Source organism: Streptomyces sp. NPDC058576, assembly GCF_042718715.1.
Classification (GTDB): Bacteria; Actinomycetota; Actinomycetes; order Streptomycetales; family Streptomycetaceae; genus Streptomyces.
The window spans coordinates 1-23,172 of the sequence record NZ_JBHXPF010000008.1 but is presented as its reverse complement, the minus strand read 5'-3'; the positions used below and the strand labels follow the sequence as shown (position 1 = coordinate 23,172).

Below are 23,172 nucleotides of genomic sequence, written 5' to 3'. Positions count from 1 at the left end.
TTCCGACCGGAAGCCGATGCCGCGCCCGCCGAGCTCGGCGGCCGGAGCGACGAGGCCGTCGGTTCAGGCGGCCTCGATGATGTCGGAGCCGCCCCGGGTCGCCGCCGCCCACTCGATGAGCAGCACCTCATACGTCGCCGCCTGAACCGCGGACCAGTCCTGTCCGGTGGCGTCGACGAGCGCGCGGATCGCCTCGTTCGCCTGTTCGGCGGCGGGGGCGGGGCAGTCTGCGGGGTGGGAGCTGTCCGGGAGTAAAGCCATGCGCACAGCTTAGACCCACCCCCCCCATAGCCGGTGGGTCTCAAGTGCCGCCACTGACCGCCACGGGTGCCGGAGCGTCCACGGCTTCCGACGTGTCCGGAACCGGTGGGGTCTTCGCGGGCTTCGGGGCCTTCGCCGGCCGGGGGACGGCCGCCAGTTCGCGTCGCATGCAGACGCGCGGCCAGCGGTCGAGGCCGTGCTGGGCCTCCTCGGCGCGGATCGCTCGGAGCCCTTCGGTGAGCTCGTGCTCGGCCAGGACCCGGAAGCCGATCCGGGCGTAGTACGGGGCGTTCCACGGTACGTCGGTGAAGGTGGTCAGGGTGAGTGCCGCCCTGCCCCGCCGCGCGGCCAGGGCGGCGAGGTGGGCGATCAGATCCCGGCCGATGCCCCGGCGGGCGGCGGCGGGGTCGACCGATACCTGCTCGATGTGCAGGGCGTCGTCGACGGGGTCGGCGAGCACATAGCCGAGCGGCCGGTCGCCGGTGGCGGAGAGGGGGTCGGTGGCCACCCAGCAGCGGCCTGCCAGCCGGTAGCTCTCCAGCAGGTCGAGCGGGGGCGGATCGTCGTCGGCCACGAAGGCCATGCCCAGGGCGCGGAACGGTTCCCCTGCGGCGCGCTCGATGTCCTGGAGTAGCGGGAGATCCGAGCGTCTGGCGGAGCGGATACGCATGTACTCAGTGTGCCGCGCCGGAGGCCGGGCCGGTATGCGGGTGGCCGGATCCACCTCCCCGGGCGGCGCCCGGGTCCTCCGTTCAGGCGCCCGTGCTCACCAGCTCGTCGGCGGGGCTGTTCACCGGCTGCGGGGTTCCGGTGAGGTCCATGACGAAGAGGGGGAGGCCGACGCCGTCCGCGCGGGCCCGTGCCTCGGCCGCGTACCCCGCGAGGGAGAAGAACACCCCGGCGGCCGAGGTGCCCAGCGCGTTGAGCCAGAGGGTCTCGACCGCGCGCAGCGTCGCCGGCCGGGTGCTGGAGTCGACCTGCGCGATCACGCCGTCGCCGCGCAGATCGATGCCGGAGGCCGGGCCCGCCCCGGGCCGCCCGACGTCGCGGTAGCCGAGCCAGGTCAGATACAGACCGGCCGCGCTCACCGCGTCGTGGCCCGTACGGATGGTCATCGGGCGGAACGTGGGGCGCGGGTACGCCGCGGTGCGCGGCAGGGGGATGTGGGCCGGCGGGACCGGTGCTGCCGGGGCCGGCGCGGCGGCCACCGGGCGCACCGGTATCCGCAGGACGGTTCCGCACGGGCAGCACAGCTCGGGCTGCGGCCACTGGTCCTCCCGGGCGCAGGACGTGCAGCGGACGGTGACCCAGGCGTCGTTCCAGCTGCGGTGACCGACCCGGACCGCCGGGGCGCCGCGCAGCAGCGGTGGGGCGGTGGGCGCTCCGCACGGGCAGGGGTAGGCCGGTGTGCTGTAGGCGTGGTCCCGGCTGCAGACAGGGCAGCGGACCGGCACGGACTCCACGTATCTCTCCCTCCGGCACGGACGCGCGGCCGACTCCGCTCCGTGCCTGACTCGTCACATCATCGTCCACCAGGAGCGAGGCTCTGGGGAGGGGATTGACGTACTCCGTGTGGTGCGTGCGGCGGTGCACGCCCTTGACTGCGGTCGCCCCAGCTTCTAGATTGCTTCCATATAGCAGAACTAAGTTTCCGTAATACGGAATTGGTGCTCTCAGGTGGCGCGACAGAGCCCGACTCCACCAATCCCGAGCAGGAGCTTCCATGCCTCGTATGACCGCTGCCCGAGCGGCAGTTGAGATCCTGAAGCGCGAAGGCGTCAGCAACGCGTTCGGCGTTCCGGGCGCGGCGATCAACCCCTTCTACGCGGCCCTCAAGGCCTCCGGCGGGGTGAACCACACCCTGGCCCGGCACGTCGAGGGCGCCTCCCACATGGCCGAGGGCTACACCCGGGCCAAGGCCGGCAACATCGGCGTCTGCATCGGTACGTCGGGCCCGGCGGGCACCGACATGATCACCGGGCTGTACTCCGCCATCGCCGACTCCATCCCGATCCTGTGCATCACCGGCCAGGCCCCGACGGCCGTCCTGCACAAGGAGGACTTCCAGGCCGTCGACATCGCCTCGATCGCCAAGCCGGTCACCAAGGCGGCGACCACCGTCCTGGAGGCGGCCCAGGTCCCCGGCGTCTTCCAGCAGGCGTTCCACCTGATGCGCACCGGCCGCCCCGGCCCGGTCCTCATCGACCTGCCGATCGACGTCCAGCTGACCGAGATCGAGTTCGACCCGGAGCTGTACGAGCCCCTCCCGGTGCACAAGCCCGCCGCCTCCCGCAGGCAGATCGAGCGGGCCGTGGAGCTGCTGAACGCCTCGGAGCGGCCGGTGCTCGTCGCGGGCGGCGGCATCATCAACGCCGACGCCTCCGAGCTGCTGGTGGAGTTCGCCGAGCTGACCGGCGTCCCGGTCATCCCGACCCTGATGGGCTGGGGCATCCTCCCCGACGACCACGAGCTGAACGCCGGCATGGTCGGCCTCCAGACCTCGCACCGCTACGGCAACGCGAACTTCCTGGAGTCCGACTTCGTCCTCGGCATCGGCAACCGCTGGGCCAACCGTCACACCGGCAAGCTGGACGTCTACACCCAGGGCCGCACCTTCGTCCACGTGGACATCGAGCCCACCCAGATCGGCAAGATCTTCGCCCCCGACCTCGGCATCGCCTCCGACGCCAAGGCCGCGCTGAAGCTCTTCGTCGAGGTGGCGCGCGAGCTGAAGGCCGCGGGCAGGCTCAAGGACCGCTCGGCCTGGGCCGGCTCCACGCAGGAGCGCAAGGCGACCCTCCAGCGCAAGACGCACTTCGACAACGTGCCGCTCAAGCCGCAGCGCGTGTACGAGGAGATGAACCGGGCGTTCGGCCCCGAGACCCGTTACGTCACCACGATCGGGCTCTCCCAGATCGCGGGCGCGCAGATGCTGCACGTGTACAAGCCGCGTCACTGGATCAACTGCGGCCAGGCGGGTCCGCTGGGCTGGACGATCCCGGCCGCGCTGGGCGTCGCCACCGCCGACCCGGAGGGCACGGTCGTGGCCCTCTCCGGCGACTACGACTTCCAGTTCATGCTGGAGGAGCTGGCCGTCGGCGCGCAGCACCGCATCCCGTACGTCCACGTCCTGGTGAACAACTCCTACCTGGGCCTCATCCGCCAGGCGCAGCGCAACTTCGACATCGACTTCCAGGTCAACCTGGAGTTCGAGAACATCAACTCCCCCGAGCTGGGCGTCTACGGCGTCGACCACGTCAAGGTCGTCGAGGGTCTCGGCTGCAAGGCGATCCGGGTCACCGAGCCGGACCAGCTGCTGCCGGCCTTCGAGGAGGCGAAGAAGCTGGCGGCGGAGTTCCGGGTGCCGGTGGTGGTCGAGGCGATCCTGGAGCGCATCACGAACATCGCGATGAGCGGCAGTGACATCGCGTCGGTGAACGAGTTCGAGGACCTTGCCACGGACCCGTCCCACGCCCCGACCGCGATCCGTCCCCTGACGACCACCTGACGGATCGGTCACCCGCGAGGGCCCCTGCCCCGGAGCGAAACTCCGGGGCAGGGGCCCTTTGCGCGGTTCTGGCCACCTCGTCGTACACGGCGTCGACCTTCTCGCCCTGCTGCGGGGCGGCCTCGCCCCCCGAACTCCAGCCTGCCCGGCGTTTGAGAGTGGGCCCGTGGGGCGGTGGGCCCGTATCCCGCTTCTCCCAGCCCGTCCGGCGCTTGAGGACGGAACCGTGGTGGTGGTGGTGTCGGCCGCTCCCGTGTGAGCCCTGCCTGCGTGGCGCGCGCCCACCCACCGCGAGGGTTCCGTCCTCAAACGCCGGACGGGCTGAATTGGGTGCGGCCCCACCGGCGCGAGGGTTCCGTCCTCAAACGCCGGACGGGCTGGAGTTGCCCGCGACGGGCTGGAGTTGGCTGCGACGGGCGGAGTTGCCCGGGGAGGCAGAGGGCGGCCCGGGGAGGCAGAGGGCGGCCTGGGGACGCAGAAGGCGCCCGGGGAGGCAGAGGGCGGCCTGGGGACGCAGAAGGCGCCCGCGGCTGGCCGAAGGCGCCCGGGGACGCAGAGGGCGCCCGGGGACGCAGAGGGCGGCCGGGCACTCAGAGGGCGCCCGGGGACGCAGAGGGTGCCCGGGGACGCAGAGGGTGCCCGGGCACGCAGAAGGGCGTGGAGTACGGGACCGTATCCGTACTCCACGCCCTCGTTCAGGGGTGACAGGGACCGCGGCGGGCGGCGATCGGCCCCGGGGGAGGGCGTCTCCTTCAGGTCAGGAGACGGTCCCCGGGTCCTTCACCACCGCACTGGCATCGCTCGACCGCCGCGGCCTCGTCGTCCTGCCCGTGCCGCGCGGCACCCCTCATCCGGGTGCGCGGAACGGGCAGGGACTTGAGGGAGGCTCAGTCCTCGCGCAGGGCGCGGACGGCCTCCTCCACGCGCTTGCCGTAGTCGGCGTCGGCGGCGTGGAAGTGGGCGAGGTTCTTCTCGATCACGTCGTCGCGGGTGACCTGCGAGAGGCCTCCGGCGATGTTCGCGACCAGGCGGCCCTTCTCGTCCTCCGACATGAGCCGGAAGAGTTCGCCCGCCTGGAAGAAGTCGTCGTCCTTGGCGTGCGCGGGCGCCTCGTGCGTGCCCGTCCAGCCGTGGATCGCCAGCGGGGCGGCGAGCGCCGCGCCCGTCTGTGCCGGACCGGCGTACGAGTTGGGCTCGTAGTTCTTGTCGTGGCGCGAGCCGTTGCGGGTCGCGTGGATGCCGTCGCGGCCGTAGTTGTCGACGACGGCGGTCCGCGGCGCGTTCACCGGGAGGTGGGTGTGGTTGACGCCCAGGCGGTAGCGGTGCGCGTCCGCGTAGGCGAACAGCCGGCCCTGGAGCATCTTGTCCGGGGACGGACCGATGCCGGGCACGAAGTTGTTCGGGGAGAACGCGGCCTGCTCGACCTCGGCGAAGACGTTGTCCGGGTTCCGGTCCAGGACCAGGCGGCCGACCCGCTGGAGCGGGTAGTCGCTGTGCGGCCACACCTTGGTGAGGTCGAACGGGTTGAACCGGTAGTCGGCGGCGTCGGCGGCCGGCATCACCTGGACGTGCAGCGTCCAGGAGGGGTTGACGCCGCGCTCGATGGCCTGGAGCAGGTCCGTCTGGTGCGAGTTGGCGTCCTTGCCGACGAGCTCGGCGGCCTGGTCGGCGGAGAGGGACCGCACGCCCTGGTTCGTCTTGAAGTGGTACTTGACGAAGAAGGCCTCGCCCTCGGCGTTCGTCCACTGGTAGGTGTGCGAGCCGTAGCCGTTCATGTGACGGTACGAGGCGGGGATGCCGCGGTCGCCCATCAGCCAGGTGACCTGGTGCGTCGCCTCGGGGGCGTGCGCCCAGAAGTCCCAGACGTTGTCCGGCTCCTGCTTGCCCGTGAACGGGTCGCGCTTCTGCGAGTGGATGAAGTCGGGGAACTTGATCGGGTCCTTGATGAAGAATACCGGGGTGTTGTTCCCGACCAGGTCGTAATTGCCCTCGTCCGTGTAGAACTTGAGGGCGAAGCCGCGCGGGTCGCGGACCGCGTCCGCGCCGCCGAGGGAGTCGGCGACGGTCGAGAAGCGGAGGAACGTCTCGGTGCGTTTGCCGACCGAGGAGAGGAAGTCGGCGCTGGTGAAGCCGGTGACGTCGTCGGTCACCTCGAAGTAGCCGTACGCGCCGGAGCCACGGGCGTGCACCACGCGCTCCGGGATGCGCTCACGGTTGAAGCGGGCGAGCTTCTCCAGAAGGTGCTGGTCCTGGAGGAGGATCGGTCCACCGACACCGGCGGTGGCGGAATTCTGGTTGTCGGCGACCGGGGCGCCTGACTCGGTCGTGAGCACACGCTTAGCCATGTGGCGGGATGACCTTTCGTACGAGCTGCTGACGGCTTGAGGAGCGTAGATTCGCCGCGAAGCAACGTCAACAGTTTGTTGAAAACGAAGTGTGTGGTTCCGGGCCGCGGCAGCGCCTGGGCGCGACAGGACAGGTGTCAGCGCCACCGCGGCCCGGAGATCAGGGGGCCCGTCGTGCGGGCCGTGGCCCCGGGGGCGGACCGGCGATCATGGCCGGTCGCCCTTCACGGGGCCGGGGAGGGGTCAGACCTGGGCGCCGGACAGCCGCTCGACCGAGCGCAGCAGCGCCGAGTGGTCCAGGCCGCCGTCGCCCTGGGCGCGCAGCGACGCGACCAGCTGGGCGACCACGCCGCCGACGGGCAGGGCCGCGCCGACGTTGCGGGCGGCGTCGGTCACGATGCCCATGTCCTTGTGGTGCAGGTCGATCCGGAAGCCGGGGGCGAAGTCCCGCTTGAGGAAGTTGTCCTTCTTGCGGGTCAGCACGGTCGAGCCGGCGAGGCCGCCGTTGAGGACGTCCAGCGCGGCGGTGAGGTCGACCCCGGACTTCTCCAGGAAGACCACGGCCTCGGCGCAGGCCTGGATGTTGACCGCCACGATCAGCTGGTTGGCGGCCTTCACCGTCTGGCCGGAGCCGTGCGGGCCGCAGAGCACGATGGTCTTGCCGAGCGCGTCGAGGAGCGGCTTCGCGGCGTCGAAGTCCGCCTGCTCGCCGCCGACCATGATGGACAGGACCGCCTCGATGGCGCCGGCCTCGCCGCCGGAGACCGGCGCGTCCAGGACCCGGATGCCCTTCTCGGTCGCGTTCTTGGCGAGGTCCACGGAGGTCTGCGGGGTGATGGACGACATGTCCACCAGCAGCGCGCCGCGCTTCGCGTTCTCCAGGATGCCGTCGGGGCCGTAGGCGATGGCCTCGACCTGCGGCGATGCGGGCACCATCGTGATGACGACATCCGCGTCCCCGACCGCGTCCGCGATCGAGGAGGCGCCGGTGCCGCCGGCCGCGACCAGCCGGTCGATCTTGTCCTGCTCCAGGGTGTATCCGGTGACGGAGTAACCGGCCTTGATCAGGTTCTCCGACATGGGGGAGCCCATGATGCCGAGACCGATCCAGGCGACCTTGGGGAGGTTGTTGCTCATGAGGGTGCCTTCCTGAAAAACGTTGTTACGTAAGGGGGTTGGGCTCGACCGGGGTCGACCCGGCCCGTCCGCAGCCGGTCAGCCGGCCGCTCGGGCCGACGCCGGGAGCCAGTCGAAGGACTCCGCGCTCGGCCGGTCGCCCGGCTTGTACTCCAGGCCGACCCAGCCCGCGTAACCGGCGTCCTTCAGCTCGTCGAGGAGCCGCTCCAGCGGGAGCGAGCCGGTGCCCGGCGCGCCGCGTCCCGGGTTGTCGGCGATCTGGACGTGGCCGGTCTTCGCGGCGTACGCCTTGATGACCTGGCTCAGGTCCTCGCCGTTCATCGAGAGGTGGTACAGGTCCAGCAGGAACTTGGCGTTCCCGAGGCCCGTCGCCGCGTTGACCTTGTCGACGACCTCGATCGCGGCCGGTGCGGAGACCAGCGGATAGAGCGGCGACTCCGGCTTGTTGAGGGTCTCGACGAGCAGGATCGCCCCGACGCGGTCCGCCGCGCGGGCGGCCAGCACCAGGTTCTCCAGCGCGAGCGCGTCCTGCACCTGCGGGTCCACGCCCTCGACGCGGTTGCCGTACAGCGCGTTGAGCGCCGTGCAGCCGACCGAGGCGGCGAAGTCGGCCGCCACCTCGATGTTCTCCCGGAAGCGGTCCGACTCCGTGCCGGGCACGGAGAGCGAGCCGCGGTCGGGGCCGGGGAGCTGTCCGGCGTAGAAGTTCAGCCCCACCAGTTGGGTGCCGGCGTCGTCGAGCGCCTTCTTGAGGGCGTCGAGCTCAGCCCGGATGGGGGTCGGGGTCTCGATCCAGGGCCACCACAGCTCGACCGCCGTGAAGCCCGCCGCGGCGGCTGCCGCGGGACGCTCCAGGAGCGGGAGTTCCGTGAAGAGGATCGAAAGGTTCACATTGAAGCGCTGGTCCGGGTATCCCATGAGGATGTCGGCGCTCCTTCCGTATTGCGGAAGTTAGTTTCTGCTTAACGGAAGATTGCCCGGAGGGTGGTGGAGCTGTCAAGGGGGTGCCGCAAAATTCGCCGCAGTCGACGGCGTACGGAATCGCTGCCGGGGCGCCTTCGAAGTCCTCCCGGGGGCCCCGCTGGGCATGCGAAAGCGGGGCGGGGGCCGCTGTCGACCCCCGCCCCGCCCGGTTCGCACGCCGTGGGCGCTGTTCGCGCCCGTACCGCTATACCGCCGGAACCGTGTCCTCGAAGCTCGTTCCCGCGCTGCGGTACGCCCCGACCATCGCGTTCACCTGCGCGGGGGTGAGCACCTGGTCCTTCACGTGCAGGACGTAGTCGACCTGCTGGTCGTAGGCGCGGGGCGTCGTGCTCGGCTGGCCCGCCAGGTCGATCAGCCACTGGTTGAAGTTGATCGACATGGGCCGCTCGGGCAGATACGCCGCCCCGTGCGTCCCGAAGTGCTGACCGTCGACGTAGTACGTGATCTGGTTGTCGTCGATCGTCACCACCAGGTCGTGCCAGCCCGCGTACGACGCCCGGACCTCGCTGTGCGCGTTGACCGCCTCCCACGGGTCGGGCCGGTAGGTCTCCCACGAGGTCGTGTAGAGGATGTTCACCGGCTCGCCCCAGCCGCCGTTCGGCAGATACTCGAAGTCGTACTCCGCGTAGTCGTCCGCCATCGGCGCCTTCAGGTCGTTGATGGTGAAGAACGTCTGCACGATCCGGTCGCCGTCCGGGCCCGAGCGCGGCGCGTCGCTGAACTTCACCCGGGACGCGTACGTCCCGTTCTTGAACTTCATCGACCTGGTCAGGATCTCGGTGTGCTTCGTCGACGCCCCCGTGCCCGCCGTCGAGGTCTCCAGGTTCATCACCGAGTTCCCGCTCTGCGAGGCGAAGGTGACGTTCTCCGGGGCCCAGGTCGCGCCCGGTACGCCGGGGCCGCCGGAGTTGGCGCGTACGCTCCAGCCGTTCGCGTTGATCTTCGGGTCGGTGTGCGAGCTGTAGGCGAAGTCGTCGAACAGCCGGGGGCCGTCGGCCGGGGGGTCGGTGGGCGGGTCCGTGGGGTCCGGCGGGTCGGTCGGGCCGTTGCCGCCGGGCGCCTCGCCCCACACGGTCGCCCCGGAGACATGGGCCGTCACCTTGGCCCAGTCGCCGTACGCGGTCCGGTCCGGGCCGAAGGAGTAGTCGTCGGACTGGACGAGCGAGGCCCAGGAGCTCTGATGGAACCGGAGTTGCAGGTCACCGGTGTCCGCGCCCGGCGCCAGCGAGCCCGCCCCGGCGGTGAAGCCGATCTCCAGGTAGCGGTCGGCGGTGGCGGTCGGACCGGCGAGCGTCCCGAACGTACCGGTGATGTTCGCGCACCCCTTCACCGCCCAGGAACAGGCGAACCGGTAGGCGGCGGACAGGGAGTCGGCCTTGAAGTAGTAGCGCACCTTGACGCTGCTCAGCGGTACGGAGGTGGAGCCGGCGTTCCGTACCTTCAGCCACGGCTCGCTCTGGTCGGCGCTCGCCCCGGCGGCGCTCGTCCGGTACTGGACCACGATCCCGTCCGCGGCGGCGGACGCCGAGGACGGCAGCGCGGCCAGACCGGTGGCGGCCAGGGCCACGGCGGCGGCCGAGGCGGCGGCGGTGCGCAGCCTGCTCGGGCGGTGCTTCCTGCGGGGTGTGTCGACAGGTGTCTTCACGGGCTTGTTCCTCTCCGGAACGGTGGTGGGGGAGTGATGACGGATGACGTCGCGCTGTTCCTGCGGAGGGGGTGGGGAGAAGGGGAGGGGGCAGGTCACGCGGATGCCGGAGCGGCCTCGGTCGCGAGCGACCGTGCGTCCAGCGGGCGGTAGGGGACGCCCAGGGCGTCCAGCCGGGCGGTGTGGTGACGCAGCCGCTCGACGAACCCCGGCCAGTCGCCGTGCCCGCCGGACCAGGACCGGTCGGCGAGCGCGCAGAGCCGGGGGAAGCCGAGGTACTCGATCTCCTCGGGGGTACGGGCGTACTCGGTCCACAGCTGGGCCTGGGTCCCGAGCACCCGGGCCCGCTCCGCCTCCGGCCAGTCGTGCGGCGCCGGTTCGTAGCCGTGGACCGTGTGCAGGGAAACCGGCGCCCCGGGCTGGGCGACCGGCTCCGACGGGTCCCCGGACTGGGCGTAGTCGAGGTAGGTCGCCCGGTGGTGCGCGGCGATCACCTGGTGGCCGCGGCGGACGGCGGCCCGGGCGTGCGAGGAGTCCCGCCAGGTCATCACCGTGAACTCCGGGGGGAGTTCGGCGCCGTTCTCGACCCAGCCGAGCGGAATCCGGCCGCGCTCCACCAGGAACGCCCCGATCCGGCCCATGAACCAGCCGTGCAGCTCCGCCGGGTCCGCGAGCCCCAGCGCCGCCGCGCGTTCCCGGGCCGCCGGGCTGTCCTCCCACTCGGTGGTCGGGCACTCCTCGCCCCCGATGTGGATGTACGGCGACGGGAAGACGTCCATCACCTCCTCCAGCACGGCCCGGCAGAAGCCGAAGACCCCCTCGTGCACGCCGAGGATGGTGTCGCACACCCCCCAGCGGGTCCACACATCCAGCCGCCGCCCCGGATGATTGCCCAGCTCCGGGTAGGCGGCCAGCGCGGCCCGCACATGGCCGGGCATCTCGATCTCCGGTACGACGGTGATCCCGCGCTCCGCCGCGTACCGCACCAGCCCCCTCAACTCCGCCTTGGTGTAGTGCCCTTCGTGCGGCAGGGCGTCGAAGTGCGCCCCGTCCGGACCGGTCGGGCCCTTCTGCGACCGCGCCCGCCGGGAGCCGACCGAGACCAGCCGGGGGTAGGCGTCGACCGGCATCCGCCAGCCCTGGTCGTCGGTGAGGTGGAGGTGCAGGACGTTCAGCTTGTGCAGCGCCATCAGGTCCACGTACCGGCGCAGATAGCCGACCGGCTGGAAGCGCCGCGCCACGTCCAGCATCGCCCCGCGCCACGGCCTCTCCGGTACGTCGGTGATCTCGACGCAGGGCAGCTCCCAGGGGCCGGCCCCCGCCCCGCCCGACAGGGCCTCTGGGGGCAGGAGTTGGCGGATCGTCTGGATGCCCCTCAGCAGCCCGGTGAGATGGGCGGCGCGCAGCTGGAGTGCCTGTGGGGCGACCGTCAGCCCGTACCCCTCCTCGCCGAGGCCGCCGAGCCGGTCGTCCAGGGCGAGGACGACCCGGCCGTCCGGCGACGGTGCGAGCGGCAGTCCCGCGGCGCGGCCGACCAGGGAGCGCAGCAGGTCCGCCGCCGGTTCCGCCCCCGGCAGCGCCCGGACGGCGGCGTCCCGGTCGAGGGTGAGCCGGCCGCCGAGCGAGGAGACCTTGCTGGGGCGGGGGAGGAGGGAGAGGGCGGGGCGCGATGCGGGCACGGGGGCCTCCGGGTTCGGTTCGCGGGCAGGCGGGGGGCGGGGCGTTCTCCGCTGCTCAGCCCTTGACGGCACCGGCGGCGAAGCCGGACGTGACATGGCGCTGGAGCAGCAGGAAGATCACCAGGGCGGGCAGCGCGAAGAGGGTGGAGGCGGCCATCGTGGCGCCCCAGTCGGTGCCGAAGGTGTTCTGGAAGGACGACAGCCAGACCGGCAGCGTCCGGTTGTCCTGCTGCTTGATGATCAGGAAGTTGGCGTAGGCGAACTCGTTCCAGGCGGTGATGAAGCCGAACAGCGAGGTCGCCATCAGGCCCGGCGCCAGCAGCGGCATCGCCACCCGCCAGAAGGCCCCGGTCCGGGTGCAGCCGTCGACCTGCGCGGCCTCCTCCAGCTCCGGCGGGATCGTCCCGATGAAGCCGCGCAGCACCACGACGGTGAACGGGAGCGTGATCATGAAGTAGATCAGCGTCAGCGTCGGCAGCCGGTCGAGCATGTTCGTGTCCCGCGAGATGATGTAGACCGGGATGATCAGGGACTCCCAGGGCGCCATCTGCGCGATGAAGATCATCAGCATGAACTGCCGCCGGCCCTTCCACCGCATCCGCGCCACGGCGTACGCCGCGCCCAGCGCCACCAGCAGCGCCAGCAGCACCGCCCCCAGCGTGACCAGGATGCTGTTGCGCCAGAACAGCGCGAACCCGTCGGCCTCCACCGCCCGTCGGAAGTGGTCGAGCGTCCAGGTGTGCGGGAAGAGCCGCGGGTCGGCGGACTGGATGTCCTTGGACGGCTTGAAGGCCGTGGAGATCATCCAGTAGACGGGGAAGAGACAGATCACGACGGTCACGGCGGCGGCGATGTTCAGCGGAAGCCGCCGGAGCCGGGTACGTACGACAGGTGAGTTCATCGGGACTCGTCCTCCTGGCGGAGCATCTGGCGGAAGTAGAGGACGAGCACCCCGGACATCAGGACCACGGTGACCATCGATGCGGCGGAGCCCAGGTCGTAGCGCTGGCCGGAGAGGGCCGTCTGCACCGCGTAGACCGGCAGGATCGTCGTCGCGTCGCCCGGACCGCCCCGGGTCATCACCCAGATCTGGACGAACGCCTTGAACGTCCAGATCACCTCCAGCGAGATGACCAGCAGAAAGATCGGCCGCAGCATGGGGAAGGTGACCGAGCGGAAGATCCGCCCCGCGCCCGCCCCGTCCAGCCGTGCCGACTCGTACAGCTCCAGGGGCACCGTGGTCAGGGCCGAGTACAGCGTGATCGCGGCGAACGGCACCGACTGCCAGACGATCAGCGTCACCAGGATCGCGAAGGCGGCGGTGCCGTTGGCGAACCACGGGTAGCGGTCGAAGGAGTCGAGGCCGAGCGAGGTCAGTGACCAGTTGACGATCCCGAACTCCGAGTGGAACAGCCACTGGAAGACCGTGGTGGCCGCCACCACCGGCATCGCCCAGGCCAGCACGAGCGAGCACAGCACCACCGTCCGCCCGATCCGGCCCAGCCGCTCCACCATCAGGGCGACCGCGGTGGCGATCACCATGATCAGGACGACGTTGATCGCCATGAAGAGGAAGGTGCGGCGGACCACCTCCCAGAACCGGGGATCCGTCAGCAGCGTCGCATAGTTCCGCAGCCCGACGAACTCCGCGTCACCGGTGATCAGCTGACGGAGCCGGAAGTCCTGGAACGAGATCAGGACGGCCCGCGCCAGCGGGTAGACCAGCAGATAGAGCATGCCGCCGACGGCCGGGGCGACCAAGGCGTACGGCCAGAGGCGGTGGCCCCGGCCGGACCCCCGCCGCCGGGGCGGGGCCTTGCGTACGGCGAGACGCGCTGCCGGTCGCCGCCGGGGTGTGCGGGGTGCGGTCCGTTGGTCGACGACCGGCACGGCACGCCTCCTTTCGAGGCCGGGAGGGAGAGGGGGCGGGGTCAGGAACCGGCGTTCATGGCCCGGGTGATGTCCTGCGAGGCCTTCGCCGCCTCCTTCGCCGGATCGCCCCCGGTGAGCACGGCCGTCATGTAGTCCTTGATCGGGTTCTCCGCCTCGACCGCCGCCCAGCCCGGGGTGTTGGGCGTGGCGTGCCCGTTGGCCGCGCCGACCGCCATCGCGGCGGCCCCCGGGTCGCCGGCCACGGCAGAGGCCAGCGATGTCCGGTTCGGCACATAGCTCATGGCGACGGCGAGCTTCTTCTGCCAGGTGTCCCCGGTCAGCTCCTTGATGAAGGTGACCGCCTCGTCGGGGTGGGCCGCGGCGGCCGGCACGACCAGGTCGGAGCCTCCGGTGAAGACCGCGCCCGGCGTGTCCGCCGTCTTGCCGGGGATCGGGAAGAAGCCGAGCTTGCCCTTGAGTTCGGGATTGTTCTCCGCGATGACGTTGGCCCCGCCCGGGGTGGAGATGACCTGGGCCACCTGTCCCTGGGCCATCACCTCGGCCTGCGGCGGGTCGTCCTCGTCGGAGTCCTTGGGGCCCTTGCCGAGCGCCTGGAGCTCCGCGTAGAACTCCATGCCGCGCAGCGCCTCGGGGGTGTCCAGCGCGCCGGACCACTTCCCGCCGGACTCGGCTGCGAGGTCGCCGCCCTCGTCCCAGATGAACCCGGCCAGCGCGTACCACATCTGTCCCGGCAGGTAGATGCCCTGCGTGCCGCCCTTGTTGAGCTCGGTGGTCGCGTCGATCCACTGCTCGCGGGTCTTGATCTCCGCCGCGTCGACGCCCGCCTTCTCGAAGAGGTCGGTGCGGTGGACGACCACCCGGTTCGCCGCGTAGTAGGGGATCCCGTACTGCTTGCCCTCGTACGACCCCGGCTCGGCCAGGCCGCGCAGCCAGTCCTCGCCGTTCAGCTCGCCCTTGCGGTCGCTGAGGTCGAGCAGCCCGCCGCTCTCCGCGAACTGGGCCACCTGGGTGTTGCCCGCCTCGATGACGTCGGGGGCGTCGTTGCTGGCCAGGGCGGCCGTGATCTTCTGGCCGATCCCGTCCCACTCCTGGATCTGGATCTTCACGTCGATCAAGGGGTGGCGCTTCTCGAAGTCCGCGGTGAACTCCTTCTGGAACTGCGCCGAGACGCTGTCGCGCATCAGCCAGACGTCCACCGTCGTCCGGCCGTCCCCGTTGCCGGAGTCCGGCCCGGACGACGAACTACAGGCACTGAGCGCGGCGGTCAGGACGAGCACGGGCCCACCGGCGAGCAAGCGGTACTTCACGGTTCACCTCGGAAGCAGAATGGATCGGACGGACCTGACGAGACCTGACCACCTGACCAGTGAGGCTCACTGGACAGCTTGCCTCTCGGTGGTGGACGAAGGTGGCATAGACCAATGGGGTCGTCAACCCCCTGCGTACAAAGGCAATTTGGTGATCTAGTCGTCACGTGAGCAACCGATGGCGGCCTCGCGAGCGCTACACTTCACCTGACCAGCAGGCCAGTTGGCGGCGTGGGGTGGTCAACTGGTAAGGGAAGTCGAGTCGTCGGGAGGGGAGACCATGGACGCGGACGTGCCGGGGACGGTGCTCAAACGGGAGCGGACCCGCGATGCCGTGCTGGAGCTGATCGAATCGCGCAGCCCCGGGGACGCCATCCCCTCGGAGCGCGCCCTGTGCGCCCTGCTCGGCGTGTCGCGGCCCACCGTGCGCGCGGCGGTCGACGAGCTGGTCGCCGCCGGGCTCCTGGTGCGCGAGCACGGCCGGGGCATGTTCGTCGCCCCCGCCAAGATCACCCAGGAGCTGGTCGCCGGGGACCGGGCGCTGAGCGTGCCGCAGGCGGCGGGCGCCTGGTCGAGCCGGCTGCTGGAGTTCACCACCCTCCAGGCGGGGGCCCGGGTCGGCCGCAAGCTGCGCATGTCACCCGCCGCCGAGATCGTCTACGTGGCGCGGCTGCGGCTGGTCGACGGCGCGCCGATGGCCATCGAGCACCTGCACATCCGGGCCGAGCTGGTGCCCGGACTCAGCGCGCAGGAGCTGGAGAGCGGCGACCTGTACGAGCATCTGCGCGCCACCCACGGCGTGCACGTCCACGAGGCGGTCCAGGCGATCGAGCCCACCGTCGTCACCCGCGCCGAGGCGCGGCTGCTCGACGTCCCCGAGCTGTCCCCGGCGCTGCTCTTCGAGCGGCTGACCTCCGACACCACGGGCCGGCCGGTGGAGTACGTCCACTCGCTCTACCGGGGCGACCGCTACCGGATCGTCTCCCGGCTGGCGCTAGGCCCGGCGGCCGAGGTCGCCCCCGACCGGGACGGGCACCACCCGGGCATCCCGCCGGGCGACTTCGCGCACGGCGACGCCATCGCCTCCTCGACCAGGGGGGACATCCAGGCGGGCGGCTGATCAGGGGCCGGACCGCCGCCAGCATCCGCGTTGCGCAGGATGCAACTGTCGTTGCACCTCTTGCCGGTCGGGTGTCGGCGGGCCAGGGTGGCGGACGCATCCGACGCAGCCGAACCCCCACACGAGGTGCCTCGTATGAATCCAGCCCCCCGGCCCGCCCCTCACTCGCGTCCCGCCTCCGCGCTCCCCAGCCGCCGCGGCCTCCTCGGCGGTCTGGTGGCCGGAGCCGCCCTGGCCGCCACCCCCGCCCTCGCCTCGTCCGCCCGCGCCGCGGCCCGCCCTGCCCCCGCACCCGCCCCGCGCGCCACCCGCCCGCTGCTGCTCGGCACGTACACCTCCGAGGGTGGAGGCGGCACCGGCATCGGCACCGCCGCGTACGACACCGGCACCGGCGCGATCACCCCGGGCCCCGTGATCACCGGCGTCGAGAACCCCTCCTACCTGGCCCTCCACCCCTCCGGCGCCACCGTCTACGCGGTCGCCGAGCAGGAGGCGGGGGCCGTCACCGCCGTGAGCATCGCGCCGGACGGGACGTACGAGGTGCTGGGCAGCCGTCCCACCGGCGGCTCCGGGACCACCCACCTCTCCGTCCACCCGTCCGGACGCCGGCTGCTCAGCGCGAACTACGGCTCCGGCAGCGTCGCCGTGCACCCCATCGCCGAGGACGGCTCGCTGGGGGAGCGCACCGACCTGGTCACCCACGGCTCACCGCCGCCCGGCCCCGGCCAGGGCGGGCCGCACGCCCACCAGATCGTCACCGCCCCCGACGGCGGCCACATCCTCGCCGTCGACCTGGGCACCGACACCGTGTACACGTACGCGCTGGACGAGGCGGCCGGGACGCTCACCGAGGTCTCCCGCGCCACCCTGGCCCCCGGCTCCGGCCCGCGCCACCTGGCCTTCCATCCCGGCGGGCGCTTCGCGTACCTGGCCTGCGAGCTGGACAACAGCCTGGTCGTCTGCGCGTACGACCCCGCCACCGGCGCCCTCACCCCGGGGCCCGGACAGCCCACCGGTACGGGATCCGGCACCAGCTACCCGTCCCAGCCGGTCGTCACCGGAGACGGGGCGTACGTCTACCTCGCCAACCGGGGCCACAACAGCCTCACCCGTTACGCCGTGGAGGACGACGGGGCGGCCGTGCGGCTGCTGGACACGGTGCCCGTCGGCGGCGACTGGCCGCGTCAGCTCGCCCTGTCGCCGGACGGCTCCCTGCTCTTCGCCGCCAACCAGCGGTCCGCCACCGTCACCGTCTTCGGGGTCGGCCCCGACGGCTCCCTGACCGCCGCCGGCGACCCCTTCCCCGCACCGGTCGCGGTCTGCGTCCTGCCGCTTGCGTGATCACCGCCGTCGGGGCCCCGCGCGCACCGGGCCGGGGTCTGTACAGCGGTTACAGTCGTGGCCCAGCCGCGCGCCCGCACCCGCGGCGAGGACATCAGGGAGGCACAGTGCGCTTGAGGGTGGAATTCACCACCGAGCCCTTCGATCTCGACGAGGCGCCCACCCACGCGGTGGTGGCCCGAGAGGTGATCCAGGGGGCCGAGCTGGACGCCGTCGACGTCGGCCCCTTCGGCAATACCGCGGAAGGAGGCGCGGACGAGGTGCTCACCGCCGTGGACGCCCTGCTGCGCCAAGCCCTGGCCTCGGGCGCCACCCGGGTCTCGCTCCAGGTCAACGTGATCGAGGGGGACGCGTCATGACCGCTTCCGCCGACCGCCCCCCGGCAACGGTCGACAGTTCCCCGGCGGCGGTGGATAACCCTTCGGCAACGGTCGACCACCCCCTCGTCTCGGCCGTCAAGCCGCTCGTCGACGCGATGGGGGCCGAACTGCTCGGCCCCGAGCAGGCCCAGCCGGACGACGTGGTGCTGGCCTGGGAGGGCCAGGACGTCATAGCCGTACGCCTGCCCCAGCTCTCCGACTCGCTGGACCACATCCTCGCCGCGATGGAGCGACGGCACGGGATGCCGCTCGCCGACCTGGACCGGAAGGCCAAGCAGAGCGTGGTCCGGACCCTGGAGGCACGCGGTGCCTTCTCCGTACGGCACGGGGTGGAGACCGTGGCCGGCGCCCTGGGCGTTTCCCGGTTCACCGTGTACAACTACCTCAACAGGGAACATACGGCCAAGGGTGAGTAGTTGGCCGAAACCGCCGAACGCACAGGAAAGCCGCCGTCCGCATGCCGGGACGGCGGCTTTCTTCGTTCGCGAGATTTCAACAAAGTGTTGACGTCGTGTTGCGGAGGGCGTTAGCTATCCGCAGCCCGAACAACGCACAGCGAAAAACAGCCACGGAGGCTCCCGTGACTTCGAGCTCCACACCGGGCCTCACCCGGTTCAACACCCTGGCGGACGGCGAGGCCACCCCCGCACTGCACGAGGTGTGTGCCAGTGCGACCTGGGGAGACACCATCCTCGCCGGGCGTCCGTACGCCACCGAAGAAGCCCTGCTCACCGCGAGCGACGCCGCCACGGCGCAGCTCACCGCGGCGGACCTGGCCGACGCGATGGCGGGCCACCCGCCGATCGGCCGCCCGAAGCCCGGCGACCCGACCTCCTCCCGCGAGCAGCGGGGGATGGCCGGCGCCTCCGAGGAGCTCAAGACCGAGATGCTCGAACTGAACCTGGCCTACCAGGAGCGGTTCGGACATGTCTTCCTGATCTGCGCCACCGGCGCCACCGGTGAGCAGATGCGCGACGCGGTGAAGTCCCGGATCGGGAACTCGCCCGAGCAGGAGCAGGAGATCGTGCGCACCGAACTGGGCAAGATCAACCGCATCCGGCTGACCCGTCTCGTGACGGAGACCCTCGCAGAGGGCGCTCCCGCACAGGACTCTTGAGATCTAGGAGAGTGACGGTCTTGAGTACCGACACGACCGCATCGGTGTCCACCCACATCCTGGACACCAGCATCGGCCGCCCCGCCGCGTCCGTCGCCGTCTCGCTCGCCGCCCGCAGCGGCGGCGACGCGCCGTACGTGACGCTCGGAGCCTCGGCGACCGATGCGGACGGGCGTTGCAAGGACCTCCCGGCGCTGCCGGAGGGCACGACCCATGTGCGTCTCGACTTCGACACCGAGACGTACTTTTCCAAGAAGCAAGCCGAGGCGCAGCAGGACGCCCCCCGCGTAAGGGACAGCGGCGCGTTCTTCCCGGAAGTGACGATCGCCTTCGCGGTCGTCCCGGGCGAGCACTATCACGTACCGCTGCTGCTCAACCCGTTCGGCTACTCCGTTTACCGAGGGAGCTAGCACCGACATGCCCACGATTCTCGGCCAGAACCAGTACGGCAAAGCAGAGAACCGCGTCGTCAAGATCACGCGGGACGGCGACACCCACCACATCAAGGACCTGAACGTCTCGGTCGCCCTCTCCGGCGACATGGACGACGTGCACTACTCCGGCTCCAACGCCAACGTCCTGCCGACCGACACCACCAAGAACACGGTGTACGCGTTCGCCAAGGAGCACGGGATCGAGTCCGCCGAGCAGTTCGGCATCCACCTCGCCCGGCACTTCGTCTCCTCGCAGGAGCCGATCCACCGTGCCCGGATCCGGATCGAGGAGTACAGCTGGGAGCGCATCGCGACCTCCGACGGCAACTCGAAGTTCATCGGCGCCGACGAGGTCAGGCACTCCTTCGCCCGCAAGGGCATGGAGACCCGTGTCTCCCAGATCACCTACGACGGTGAGAACTGGGAGGTCATCTCGGGCCTCAAGGACCTCACGGTGATGAACTCGACCAACTCCGAGTTCTGGGGCTACGTCAAGGACAAGTACACGACGCTGAAGGAGGCGTACGACCGCATCCTGGCGACGGACGTCTCGGCCCGCTGGCGCTACAACTGGACCAGCGACGAGCAGCGCATGCCGAACTGGGAGAAGTCCTACGAGCAGGCGCGCAAGCACATGCTCCAGGCCTTCGCCGAGACGTACTCCCTCTCGCTCCAGCAGACCCTGTACCAGATGGGTTCGCGCATCATCAACAGCCGGAGCGAGATCGACGAGATCCGCTTCTCGCTGCCGAACAACCACCACTTCCTGGTGGACCTCGAACCGTTCGGCCTCAAGAACGACAACGAGGTCTACTTCGCGGCGGACCGTCCCTACGGTCTGATCGAGGCCACCGTGCTCCGGGACGGCGTCGAGCCGAAGATCCCGGTCGACATGACCAACCTCTGACGCGGCACTGAACCGGCCCCCGTCCGACCACAGACGGGCGGGGGCCGGTCATCCCGGAGGGAACACCCATGGCACAGCCTGCAACGGGGCCGGCAGAAGGCCCATGCAAAACCTCACCGACCACCGCCGCCGACACGGCAGTTCACCCGGTCGACGAGAAGCTTCCTCCCGCGCGGCTCGTCCCCGCCGCTCTCCAGCACATCGCCGCCATGTACGCGGGCGTCGTCACCCCTCCGCTGATCATCGGCCAGGCCGTCGGCCTGGACACCGCCGGCATGACCCGGCTCATCGCGGCCAGCCTCCTGATCGCCGGACTCGCCACCATCCTCCAGACGATCGGTCTCGGCCGCTTCGCCGGCAACCGGCTCCCCTTCGTCAACGCCGCATCCTCCGCCGGGATCGCGCCGATGCTCGCCATCGCCGAGACCAGCGCACCGGGCCACCAACTCCCCGCGATCTACGGGGCGGTGCTCGTCGCCGGAGTCTTCTGCCTGGCCGTCGGCCCCTTCTTCGGCAGGCTGCTGCGCTTCTTCCCGCCGCTCGTCACCGGTGTGGTCATCACCCTCATCGGCGTCACCCTCATGCCCGTGCCCGTCGCCTGGGCACAGGGCGGCGACGCCACCGCCGCCGACTTCGGCGCCATGAAGTACCTGGCGCTGGCCGCCTTCACCCTCGTCGTCATCCTGCTCATCCAGCGCTTCGGCCGCGGCTTCCTCAAGCAAGTGGCCCTGCTCATGGGCATGTTCGTCGGCACGCTGGCCGCGATCCCGTTCGGACTCGCCGACTTCTCCGCGCTGAAGTCCGCACCGCTCGCCGCCCTGCCGACCCCCTTCGCCTTCGGCGCGCCGGAGTTCCAGCCCGCCGCGATCCTCTCCCTCTGCATCGTCATGCTCGTGCTGATGACGGAGTCCTCCGCCGGGATGCTGGCCCTCGGCGAGATCTGCGACCGCCGCACCGACGGCCGCACCATCACCCGCGGGCTGCGCACCGACGGCATCGCCACCCTCCTCGGCCCGGTCTTCGGCGGTTTCCCCACCAGCGCCTTCGCCCAGAACGTCGGCGTCGTCTCGCTGACCCGCGTGCGCAGCCGGTACGTCGTCGCGGCCGCCGGCGGAGCGCTCCTGGTCCTCGGCGCCTTCCCGGTGCTCGGCGCGGTCGTCTCGCTCGTCCCGATGCCCGTCCTCGGCGGCGCCGGCATCGTCCTCTTCGGCTCCATCGCGGTCAGCGGCATCCGTACGCTCTCCGAGGCGGGCCTGGACGACAGCTCCAACATCATCCTGGTGGCCGTCGCGCTCGGCGCGGGCATCATCCCGCTCGCCGCGCCCACCTTCTACGCCGGATTCCCGGCCTGGGCGCAGACCGTCCTCGGCTCCGGGATCAGCGCGGGAGCGCTGGTCGCGGTCGTGCTCAACCTGTTCTTCCACCATCTCGGCACCCACAGCCGCACCGCTGTGGCACTCAAATCCTCCTAGGGTCCTGCCGTGCCCACATCGCCACAGAAAGAAGAAGGAAGCACCATGGCAGCTTCGGCAGACCCTCAGCGCATCATCATCGAGAACTGTTCGATCGCCACCGTCGACGCCCACGACACGGAGTACGCGTCCGGGTACATCGTCGTGGCGGACAACCGCATCGAATCCGTCGGCGCGGGCAAGGCCCCGGAGGGCCTGACCGGAGTCGTCCGGCGCATCGACGGCACCGGGCACCTGGCGACGCCCGGCCTGGTCAACACCCACCACCACTTCTACCAGTGGATCACCCGGGGCCTGGCCACCGACCACAACCTCTTCAACTGGCTGGTCGCCCTCTACCCGACCTGGGCGCGCATCGACGAGCCGATGGCCCGCGCCGCCGCGCAGGGCTCGCTCGCCATGATGGCCCGCGGCGGCGTCACCACCGCCATGGACCACCACTACGTCTTCCCGAAGGACTCCGGCGACCTGTCCGGCGCCATCATCGGGGCCGCCCGTGAGATGGGCGTACGGTTCACTCTCGCCCGGGGCTCCATGGACCGCAGCGAGAAGGACGGCGGCCTGCCCCCGGACTTCGCCGTCGAGACCCTGGAGGGCGCGCTCGCCGCCACCGAGGCGACGATCGACGCGCACCACGACGCCTCCTTCGACGCCATGACCCAGGTCGCCGTCGCCCCCTGTTCGCCCTTCTCGGTCTCCACCGAACTGATGCGCCAGGGAGCCGAGTTGGCCCGCCGCAAGGGCGTACGGCTGCACACCCACGGCTCGGAGACCGTCGAGGAGGAGCAGTTCTGCAAGGAGCTGTTCGGGATGGGCCCGACCGACTACTTCGAGTCGACCGGCTGGCTCGGCAGCGACGTGTGGATGGCGCACTGCGTCCACATGAACGACTCGGACATCGCCGCCTTCGCCCGTACGGGTACGGGCGTCGCCCACTGCCCGTCCTCCAACGCCCGCCTCGCCGCCGGGATCGCCCGCGTCCCCGACATGCTCGCCGCCGGCGTACCCGTAGGCCTCGGCGTGGACGGCACCGCCTCCAACGAGTCCGGCGAACTCCACACCGAGCTGCGCAACGCGCTGCTCATCAACCGCCTCGGCGCCCACCGCGAGGCCGCCCTGAACGCCCGTCAGGCCCTGCGCCTCGGGACCTTCGGCGGAGCCCAGGTGCTGGGCCGCGCCGACCAGATCGGCTCCCTGGAGGCCGGCAAGCTCGCCGACCTCGTCCTCTGGAAGCTGGACACCCTGGCCCACTCCTCGATCGCCGACCCGGTGACCGCGCTCATCTTCGGCGCGGCCGCCCCGGTGACCCTCTCCCTCGTCGACGGCAAGCCGGTCGTCGAGGGCAACCACCTCACCACGGTGGACGAGGACGCCATCGCCCGCGTCACCCGCGACGAGGCCCGCCGCCTCGCGCAGATCGCCGCCGGAGCCTGACTCCGGGCGGTATCCCCGACCGGCCGGTCGAGGGGGACGGCCCGAGACCGGCCGCCGTGGACCCGAGCGGGGCCCACGGCAGCCGGTCCGGCGGGCGCACGCCCCCACGGGCGGCCCCCCCCGGCCCGGGGTTGAACCCGCCCCCCCCACCCCCCCCCGGGGCGCCCCCCCCCCCCCCCCGGACCCCCCAGCACCCCCACGGAGAGGC

The 23,172-nt window shown here is 71.1% G+C and carries 21 protein-coding genes; 10 read left to right on the top strand and 11 right to left on the bottom strand.

The features are described from left to right. Positions 1–63: 63 nt before the first annotated feature. The 3 genes from ACFWRV_RS08960 to ACFWRV_RS08950 all read right to left on the bottom strand — a co-directional run bounded on the left by ACFWRV_RS08960 (position 64) and on the right by ACFWRV_RS08950 (position 1,724). Positions 64–261 carry a hypothetical protein gene (locus ACFWRV_RS08960; RefSeq protein WP_384330419.1) on the bottom strand — a complete coding sequence of 66 codons (198 nt, stop codon included), beginning with the start codon at positions 259–261 and terminating at the stop codon, positions 64–66. A 40-nt stretch (positions 262–301) separates the two neighbouring features. Then, positions 302–931: a GNAT family N-acetyltransferase gene (locus ACFWRV_RS08955; protein WP_384330416.1), complete on the bottom strand. Its 630-nt coding sequence runs from the start codon at positions 929–931 to the stop codon at positions 302–304. 82 nt (positions 932–1,013) lie between these two features. Next, the gene (locus ACFWRV_RS08950; RefSeq protein WP_384330413.1) at positions 1,014–1,724 is read right to left on the bottom strand and encodes a hypothetical protein; all 711 of its coding nucleotides are present in this window, start codon (positions 1,722–1,724) and stop codon (positions 1,014–1,016) included. A gap of 260 nt (positions 1,725–1,984) precedes the next feature. Between ACFWRV_RS08950 and gcl the strand changes: the two genes are divergently transcribed. Further along, positions 1,985–3,769 carry a glyoxylate carboligase gene (gcl, locus tag ACFWRV_RS08945; RefSeq protein WP_384330411.1) on the top strand — a complete coding sequence of 595 codons (1,785 nt, stop codon included), beginning with the start codon at positions 1,985–1,987 and terminating at the stop codon, positions 3,767–3,769. Positions 3,770–4,656: 887 nt separating this feature from the next. Here the strand turns inward: gcl and ACFWRV_RS08940 are convergent. The 8 genes from ACFWRV_RS08940 to ACFWRV_RS08905 all read right to left on the bottom strand — a co-directional run bounded on the left by ACFWRV_RS08940 (position 4,657) and on the right by ACFWRV_RS08905 (position 14,759). Continuing rightward, positions 4,657–6,114, bottom strand: coding sequence for a catalase (locus tag ACFWRV_RS08940; protein WP_384330408.1), 1,458 nt, complete (start codon positions 6,112–6,114; stop codon positions 4,657–4,659). Between the two features lie 243 nt (positions 6,115–6,357). Then, positions 6,358–7,251 (bottom strand): 2-hydroxy-3-oxopropionate reductase, encoded by an 894-nt coding sequence (locus tag ACFWRV_RS08935; protein WP_384330405.1) that lies wholly within the window; start codon positions 7,249–7,251, stop codon positions 6,358–6,360. Positions 7,252–7,329: 78 nt separating this feature from the next. Next, positions 7,330–8,169 (bottom strand): TIM barrel protein, encoded by an 840-nt coding sequence (locus ACFWRV_RS08930; protein WP_384330402.1) that lies wholly within the window; start codon positions 8,167–8,169, stop codon positions 7,330–7,332. A gap of 250 nt (positions 8,170–8,419) precedes the next feature. Next, positions 8,420–9,880: a cellulose binding domain-containing protein gene (locus tag ACFWRV_RS08925; protein WP_384330399.1), complete on the bottom strand. Its 1,461-nt coding sequence runs from the start codon at positions 9,878–9,880 to the stop codon at positions 8,420–8,422. Positions 9,881–9,975: 95 nt separating this feature from the next. Next, entirely contained in the window at positions 9,976–11,559 is a 1,584-nt protein-coding gene (locus ACFWRV_RS08920) for a beta-N-acetylhexosaminidase (protein WP_384330396.1), read from the bottom strand. A 55-nt stretch (positions 11,560–11,614) separates the two neighbouring features. Further along, the gene (locus ACFWRV_RS08915; protein WP_384330393.1) at positions 11,615–12,460 is read right to left on the bottom strand and encodes a carbohydrate ABC transporter permease; all 846 of its coding nucleotides are present in this window, start codon (positions 12,458–12,460) and stop codon (positions 11,615–11,617) included. Then, entirely contained in the window at positions 12,457–13,449 is a 993-nt protein-coding gene (locus ACFWRV_RS08910; RefSeq protein WP_384330390.1) for a carbohydrate ABC transporter permease, read from the bottom strand. Before ACFWRV_RS08910 ends, ACFWRV_RS08915 begins: the two co-directional genes overlap by 4 nt. Positions 13,450–13,490: 41 nt before the next feature. Continuing rightward, positions 13,491–14,759 carry an extracellular solute-binding protein gene (locus ACFWRV_RS08905; protein ID WP_384330388.1) on the bottom strand — a complete coding sequence of 423 codons (1,269 nt, stop codon included), beginning with the start codon at positions 14,757–14,759 and terminating at the stop codon, positions 13,491–13,493. Positions 14,760–15,039: 280 nt separating this feature from the next. Here ACFWRV_RS08905 and ACFWRV_RS08900 point away from each other — a divergent pair, with 280 nt between their 5' ends. The 9 genes from ACFWRV_RS08900 (at position 15,040) to ACFWRV_RS08860 (ending at position 22,964) form a co-directional block, all read left to right on the top strand. After that, positions 15,040–15,879, top strand: coding sequence for a GntR family transcriptional regulator (locus tag ACFWRV_RS08900; protein ID WP_384330385.1), 840 nt, complete (start codon positions 15,040–15,042; stop codon positions 15,877–15,879). Between the two features lie 135 nt (positions 15,880–16,014). Next, positions 16,015–17,220, top strand: coding sequence for a lactonase family protein (locus ACFWRV_RS08895; RefSeq protein WP_384330382.1), 1,206 nt, complete (start codon positions 16,015–16,017; stop codon positions 17,218–17,220). Between the two features lie 107 nt (positions 17,221–17,327). Beyond that, positions 17,328–17,579, top strand: a complete 252-nt coding sequence (locus ACFWRV_RS08890; RefSeq protein ID WP_384330379.1) for a hypothetical protein — start codon at positions 17,328–17,330, stop codon at positions 17,577–17,579. 116 nt (positions 17,580–17,695) lie between these two features. Beyond that, positions 17,696–18,016, top strand: coding sequence for a helix-turn-helix domain-containing protein (locus ACFWRV_RS08885; protein ID WP_217689496.1), 321 nt, complete (start codon positions 17,696–17,698; stop codon positions 18,014–18,016). Between the two features lie 164 nt (positions 18,017–18,180). Continuing rightward, positions 18,181–18,717, top strand: a complete 537-nt coding sequence (uraD, locus tag ACFWRV_RS08880) for a 2-oxo-4-hydroxy-4-carboxy-5-ureidoimidazoline decarboxylase (protein ID WP_384330376.1) — start codon at positions 18,181–18,183, stop codon at positions 18,715–18,717. 20 nt (positions 18,718–18,737) lie between these two features. Next, the gene (gene uraH, locus ACFWRV_RS08875) at positions 18,738–19,127 is read left to right on the top strand and encodes a hydroxyisourate hydrolase (RefSeq protein ID WP_073881777.1); all 390 of its coding nucleotides are present in this window, start codon (positions 18,738–18,740) and stop codon (positions 19,125–19,127) included. 7 nt (positions 19,128–19,134) lie between these two features. Then, positions 19,135–20,058 carry a factor-independent urate hydroxylase gene (gene pucL / locus ACFWRV_RS08870; RefSeq protein WP_031127251.1) on the top strand — a complete coding sequence of 308 codons (924 nt, stop codon included), beginning with the start codon at positions 19,135–19,137 and terminating at the stop codon, positions 20,056–20,058. A 68-nt stretch (positions 20,059–20,126) separates the two neighbouring features. Continuing rightward, the gene (locus tag ACFWRV_RS08865) at positions 20,127–21,530 is read left to right on the top strand and encodes a nucleobase:cation symporter-2 family protein (RefSeq protein ID WP_384330372.1); all 1,404 of its coding nucleotides are present in this window, start codon (positions 20,127–20,129) and stop codon (positions 21,528–21,530) included. A gap of 45 nt (positions 21,531–21,575) precedes the next feature. Beyond that, entirely contained in the window at positions 21,576–22,964 is a 1,389-nt protein-coding gene (locus ACFWRV_RS08860) for an 8-oxoguanine deaminase (protein ID WP_384330369.1), read from the top strand. Positions 22,965–23,172: the final 208 nt, after the last annotated feature.